4 protein-coding genes are annotated in these 6,817 nt (G+C 71.8%); all 4 read left to right on the top strand.

The features are described 5' to 3' along the window. The first annotated feature begins 151 nt into the window (after window positions 1-151). The 4 genes from dapF (at window position 152) to hflX (ending at window position 6,735) form a co-directional block, all read left to right on the top strand. Entirely contained in the window at window positions 152-1,021 is an 870-nt protein-coding gene (gene dapF / locus AB0924_RS34170; RefSeq protein ID WP_366913535.1) for a diaminopimelate epimerase, read from the top strand. A gap of 284 nt (window positions 1,022-1,305) precedes the next feature. After that, the gene (locus AB0924_RS34165) at window positions 1,306-3,465 is read left to right on the top strand and encodes an HD domain-containing protein (RefSeq protein ID WP_366913534.1); all 2,160 of its coding nucleotides are present in this window, start codon (window positions 1,306-1,308) and stop codon (window positions 3,463-3,465) included. Between the two features lie 121 nt (window positions 3,466-3,586). After that, window positions 3,587-5,110: a M1 family metallopeptidase gene (locus AB0924_RS34160; protein ID WP_358936723.1), complete on the top strand. Its 1,524-nt coding sequence runs from the start codon at window positions 3,587-3,589 to the stop codon at window positions 5,108-5,110. Between the two features lie 134 nt (window positions 5,111-5,244). Then, the gene (gene hflX / locus AB0924_RS34155; protein WP_358936721.1) at window positions 5,245-6,735 is read left to right on the top strand and encodes a GTPase HflX; all 1,491 of its coding nucleotides are present in this window, start codon (window positions 5,245-5,247) and stop codon (window positions 6,733-6,735) included. Window positions 6,736-6,817 lie beyond the last annotated feature (82 nt).

Genomic DNA, 6,817 nt, shown 5'->3' with positions numbered 1-6,817 from the left:
CAGGCCCGCCCGTTCCGCTGGACCAAGACAGCCGACCAGATCATCGACCGGATCTGCCGCTACTGCGACAGGATCTCCGGACCAGCTCACTAGCCGCTGCCTCCCCCCCGGCGTCGCCGTCCTTGTCGTACCGACCCCGTACGATCGAGGAATGAGCACGCGGATCGCCTTCCTCAAGGGCCACGGCACCGAGAACGACTTCGTGATCGTCCCGGACCCGGAGAACACCCTCGACCTGACCCCGGCCGAGGTCGCCGTCCTGTGCGACCGCCGGGCCGGCATCGGCGGCGACGGGGTGCTGCACGTCGTGCGGTCCGCCGCGCACCCGGAGGCCAGGGAGATGGCGGCCGAGGCGGAGTGGTTCATGGACTACCGCAACGGCGACGGCTCGATCGCGGAGATGTGCGGCAACGGCACCCGTGTGTTCGCCCGCTACCTTCAGCACGCCGGTCATGTGGCCGAAGGCGACATCGCGATCGCCACACGCGCGGGCGTGAAGAGCGTCCACATCGCCAAGGACGGAGACGTCACCGTCGGAATGGGCAGGGCACGCCTGCCCGAGGGTGACGTCACGGTGAGCGTGGGTGAGCGCAGCTGGCCCGCACGCAACGTGAACATGGGCAACCCGCACGCCGTCGCCTTCGTCGACGACCTCGGGCACGCCGGTGACCTGCTCTCCCCGCCGCCGTTCGCCCCCGCCACCGCCTACCCGCAGGGCGTCAACGTCGAGTTCGTCGTCGACCGCGGCCCGCGGCACGTGGCGATGCGGGTGCACGAGCGCGGTTCCGGCGAGACCCGCTCGTGCGGCACGGGCGCCTGTGCCGTCGCCGTGGCCGCCGCCCGCCGGGACGGAGCCGACCCGGCCCGCACCGGCACCCCGGCGACGTACACCGTGGACGTGCCCGGCGGCCGCCTGGTCATCACCGAGCGGCCCGACGGCGAGATCGAGATGACCGGACCGGCCGTGATCGTCGCAGAGGGCGAGATCGATGCCGAGTGGCTGGAAAGCGCGCTTCGCTGACCTGGTGAGACGCCGGTCGTGGCGGCTCCCGGATGCCCGGATCAGCGATTTCCGGCGACCGGGGGCCATTCGAAACCGCGGCCGAGCGCAGTGCAGGTGGCGCAAACTCTAAACCTCCTTGTCGTCGCTCGATTGGGTGATCCGTTTCACGCTCGGCGAGAGGCGGTCAGCCGCACGCGATGGGCTCGGTAGCATCAAGCACCGGCACGGACGGGGGAACGTCGCCATCCCTGAGCCGCGCATGCCCCGGGCTCCGTCCGCCGGTCCACGAGCCGGAGGTGCCCATGAGTGCGGATGCCACGAACCCTGCGAACCCCGGCCCGGCCGCGCCCGCGGCAGCGCCCGCGGCGGTCCGCCGGAAGTCCCGGGCCAGGATCGACCTGCGCCGGCTCGGCCGGGCCGCGCTGCTCGGCCCCACCGCGCGCGACAAGCTGCCCGACGCCATCAGCCACGTCGTCGACGCCCACCGCGCCCACCACCCCGACGCCGACCTCGAACCGCTGCGCCGCGCCTACGTCCTGGCCGAGTCCTCGCACCGCGGCCAGATGCGCAAGAGCGGCGAGCCGTACATCACGCACCCCCTGGCCGTGACCCTGATCCTCGCCGAACTCGGCGCGGAGACGACGACCCTGACGGCCTCTCTGCTCCACGACACCGTCGAGGACACCGACGTGACGCTGGATCAGGTGCGGGAACAGTTCGGCGAGGAAGTGCGTTATCTCGTCGACGGCGTCACCAAGCTGGAGAAGGTCGACTACGGGGCCGCCGCCGAGCCCGAGACCTTCCGCAAGATGCTCGTCGCCACGGGCAGCGACGTGCGGGTGATGTCGATCAAGCTCGCCGACCGTCTGCACAACATGCGCACCCTCGGCGTGATGCGCCCCGAGAAACAGGAGCGGATCGCCAAGGTCACCCGGGACGTCCTCATCCCGCTCGCCGAACGTCTCGGCGTGCAGGCACTGAAGACCGAACTGGAGGACCTCGTCTTCGCCATCCTCCACCCCGAGGAGTACGAGCACACCCGGGAACTGATCGCCGGGAACGCGGCCCACCCCGACGACACCCTGGCGGAGACCGCCGAGTCGGTCCGCGCGGTGCTGCGCGAGGCCGACATCGCCGCCGAAGTCCTCATCCGCCCACGGCACTTCGTCTCCGTCCACAGGGTGGCCCGCAAGCGGGGACAGCTGCGCGGCGCCGACTTCGGCCGGCTGCTGGTGCTCGTGGCGGAAGACGCCGACTGCTACGGCGTCCTGGGCGAGCTGCACACGTGCATGACGCCGGTCGTCTCCGAGTTCAAGGACTTCATCGCCGTACCCAAGTTCAACCTCTACCAGTCGCTGCACACCGCCGTAGCCCGCGCCGACGGGCAGGTCGTCGAGGTCCTCATCCGCACCCACCAGATGCACCGGGTCGCCGAGGCCGGCGTCGTCGCGCTCGGCAACCCCTACGCCCCCGGGGCCGACGACCCCGCCGACGGCGAGCGCGCCGACCCCACCCGCCCCGGCTGGCTCTCCCGCCTCCTCGACTGGCAGGAGGCCGCGCCCGACCCCGACACCTTCTGGTCCACCCTGCGCGAGGACCTCGCCCAGGACCGTGAGATCACCGTGTTCCGGCCGGACGGCGGCGCCCTCGGTCTCCCTGAGGGCGCCAGCTGTGTGGACGCCGCCTACGCCCAGTACGGCGAGGACGCCCACGCCTGCATCGGCGCCCGCGTCAACGGCCGCCTGGCCACCCTCAGCACCGTGCTGCGGGACGGCGACACGGTCCAGCTCCTCATGGGCCAGGATCCCGCCTCCGAGCCCTCCCGAGAGTGGCTGGAGCACGCCCACACCGCCGCGGCGCGGATCGCCATCCAGCGGTGGCTGGCCGCGCATCCGGGCGGCAGCGGCGAGGCGCGGGCCGAGGAGGCGGAACGTGCCACCGGGAGCGCCGCCGGCGAGGCGGCTCTCCGGCCCCCCGGGCCCGAGAGCGCGGGCGTCACCCGCTCCCGCGGCGCCGACGTGCTCCTGGACCGCCCGGGGGCCACCGTGCGACTCGCGGGATGCTGTACGCCCGTACCGCCCGACGCGATCACCGGCTTCGCCGTGCGCGGGGGAGTGGTGACCGTGCACCGGGTGGAGTGCGCCGCGGTGGCGGAGATGAACAACCGGGGGCGCACCGAGATCGACGTGCGCTGGGGGGACACCACCGAGTGCCGGGTCACCCTGGTCGCCGAATCGTTCGGCCGCCCGCATCTGCTGGCCGACCTGACCGAGGCGATCGCCCTGGCCGGTGTCGACATCGTCTCCGCGACCGTGGAACCCCCCAGTCAGCAGCGGGTCCGCCACACCTACACGCTCCAGCTCCCCGACGCGGCCCACCTCCCGGGCCTCATGCGGGCTATGCGCGACGTGCCGGGGGTGTTCGACGTGGCCCGGGCCCAGCACCAGGCACCCGCGTCCTGAGGAGCCACCAGCCACCGAAGGCGCCCGGATTCCTGAAGAAGGCTGTGCGCGACCAACCCGATCGGGTGGGCCCGGCGCGCGTCGCCGTCGTGCCGCACGCGCGCGCTGGTAGCGGTGGTGCATGCCGCTCACCCTCCGCCGGGGCCGGAACCCACGCCCCTTCCGCCGCCGGAAGGCCGCCCTGCTGGCCTCCGCCGTCTCCGTCTGCCTGCTCGCCGCCGCCGCCCCGGCCGAGCCCCTGGGCGTCGGTGACCGGCTCTTCCCGACCCTGGGCAACCCCGGATACGACGTGGCGTCGTACGACCTGTCCTTCACCTATTCCGGGAAGAACGACAAGCCGCTGCGGGCCGTCACGACCATCAGCGCCTGGACGACCACCGGCCTGGACCGCCTCAACCTCGACTTCGCGCACGGCACCGTCGAGTCCGTCGAGGTGGACGGCCGCCCCGCCGCCTTCACGGGCGCGGGCGAGGATCTCGTGGTCACGCCGGAGCACCGGCTGCCCCGGGGCGTCTGGACGCGGATCACCGTGAAGCACACCAGCGACCCGGTCAGCGCCAAGGGGCAGGACGGCGGCTGGGTGCGCACCACCGACGGCCTGGCGATGGCCAACCAGGCCGACGCCGCCCACCTGGTCTTCCCGTGCAACGACCATCCGTCCGACAAGGCGATGTTCACCATCCGGGTCACCGCCCCGAACGACTACACCGCCGTGGCCAACGGCCTGCCCACCGGCGCCGAGCGCGTCGGCCGTGCCACCACCTGGACCTACCGCACCCAGCACCCCATGGCCACCGAACTCGCCCAGGTGTCCATCGGCCGCTCGGCCGTGGTGCGCCGTAAGGGACCGCACGGGCTGCCGGTCCGTGACGTCGTGCCCAGCGCCGACCGCAAGGCGCTCGAACCCTGGCTCGCGAAGACGCCCGGCCAGATCGCCTGGCTGGAGAGCAAGGTCGGGCCCTACCCCTTCGAGACGTACGGCGTGCTCATGGTGCAGGCCTCCACCGGTTTCGAACTGGAGACGCAGACCCTCTCGCTCTTCGAGAAGGACCTCTTCACGAAGCCCGCCTACCCCGCCTGGTACGTCGATTCGGTCATGGTGCACGAGCTGTCCCACCAGTGGTTCGGCGACAGCGTCAGCCCTCGCACCTGGTCCGACGTCTGGCTGAACGAGGGGCACGCCACGTGGTACGAGTCCCTCTACGCGCAGGAGAAGTCGAAGCGGCCCATGGAGGACCGCATGAAGGCCGCCTACGGCGCCTCCGACCGCTGGCGGGCCGACGGCGGCCCCCCGGCCCAGCCCAAGGCGCCCGCGCCCGGCCAGAAGATCAGCATCTTCCGGCCCAACATCTACGACGGCGCGGCGCTGGTGCTCTACGCCCTGCGCCAGGAGATCGGCACGCGGGCCTTCGAACGCCTGGAGCGGACCTGGGTGCGGGAGCACCGCGACTCGACAGCCACCACCGCCGATTTCGTCCGGCTGGCCTCGGCCGTCGCCGGCCGCGACCTCACCGGCTTCTTCCAGCCCTGGCTGTACGGCGAGAAGACCCCGCCGATGCCCGGCCACCCGGACTGGAAGAGCGGCAAGTCCGCCAAGGAACCCAAGCGGGACAAGGGCGGTAGGAAGGGTGGGGGCCGGGAATAAGACGGTGACGAGCCGTGCCGCGCCGTGCGACCATCTTGAGGTCGGCGCGGCGCGGGACACGGGAATCTCCCGGGGTACTCGTGCGTTATCCCTGATGACCGCCGACTCGGCATTTCCACCGACGTAAGGATCCAATGACCTCCTCTTCTTCCCCTTCCCAGGACACCAAGCGCCTCGCGCACGACTATCCCGAAGGTCTTCGGGCCGATGCCCTGATGGAAGAGGACGTCGCCTGGAGCCACGAGATCGACGGCGAGCGGGACGGTGAGCAGTTCGACCGCTCCGAGCGCGCGGCCCTGCGCCGCGTCGCGGGCCTCTCCACCGAGCTGGAGGACGTCACCGAGGTCGAGTACCGCCAGCTCCGACTGGAGCGGGTCGTGCTCGTCGGGGTGTGGACCACCGGGACCGTCCAGGACGCGGACAACTCCCTCGCGGAGCTGGCCGCCCTCGCGGAGACCGCGGGCGCACTCGTGCTCGACGGCGTGATCCAGCGCCGGGACAAGCCCGACGCCGCCACCTACATCGGCTCCGGCAAGGCGCTGGAGCTGCGCGACATCGTCATCGAAACGGGCGCGGACACCGTCATCTGCGACGGTGAGCTGAGCCCGGGCCAGCTCATCCAGCTCGAGGACGTCGTCAAGGTCAAGGTCATCGACCGTACGGCCCTGATCCTCGACATCTTCGCGCAGCACGCCAAGTCCCGAGAGGGCAAGGCACAGGTCGCCCTGGCGCAGATGCAGTACATGCTGCCCAGGCTGCGAGGCTGGGGTCAGTCCCTGTCCCGCCAGATGGGTGGCGGTCGCGGCGGTCTGGCCACCCGTGGCCCCGGTGAGACCAAGATCGAGACGGACCGGCGCCGTATCCGCGAGAAGATGGCGAAGATGCGCCGGGAGATCGCGGACATGAAGACCGGCCGCGAGATCAAGCGCCAGGAGCGCCGGCGCAACAAGGTGCCGTCCGTCGCCATCGCGGGCTACACCAACGCCGGCAAGTCCTCCCTGCTCAACCGCCTGACGGGCGCGGGCGTCCTGGTCGAGAACGCGCTGTTCGCGACCCTCGATCCGACCGTCCGCCGGGCCGAGACCCCGACCGGGCGGCTGTACACGCTGGCCGACACCGTCGGCTTCGTCCGGCACCTGCCGCACCACCTGGTCGAGGCGTTCCGCTCCACCATGGAGGAGGTCGGCGACTCCGACCTGATCCTGCACGTGGTGGACGGCTCGCACCCGGTCCCCGAGGAGCAGCTGGCCGCCGTGCGCGAGGTGGTCCGGGACGTCGGCGCCACCGACGTACCCGAGATCGTCGTGATCAACAAGGCGGACGCGGCCGACCCGCTGGTGCTCCAGCGCCTGCTGCGGGTGGAGAAGCGATCCATCGCCGTCTCGGCCCGCACCGGCCAGGGCATCGAGGAACTGCTCGCGCTGATCGACAACGAGCTGCCCCGTCCCTCGGTCGAGGTCGAGGCGCTCGTCCCGTACACCCACGGCAAGCTCGTCGCCCGCGCCCACACCGAGGGCGAGGTGATCTCCGAGGAGCACACCGCGGAGGGCACCCTGCTCAAGGTCCGGGTGCACGAGGAGCTGGCCGCGGACCTGGCGCCCTACACACCGACGCCCGCGGCCTGACGCCAGGGCGACCCGGCGTGTGCGAGAGGCCCGCCACCCCGTTGCGGGTGGCGGGCCTCTCGTCATCGGCTCACGGGTCTCG

Source organism: Streptomyces sp. NPDC047869 (assembly GCF_040704065.1).
Lineage (GTDB): Bacteria > Actinomycetota > Actinomycetes > Streptomycetales > Streptomycetaceae > Streptomyces.
The sequence above is the reverse complement of the archived record's forward strand: the minus strand, read 5'-3'. Positions and strand labels throughout refer to the sequence as shown.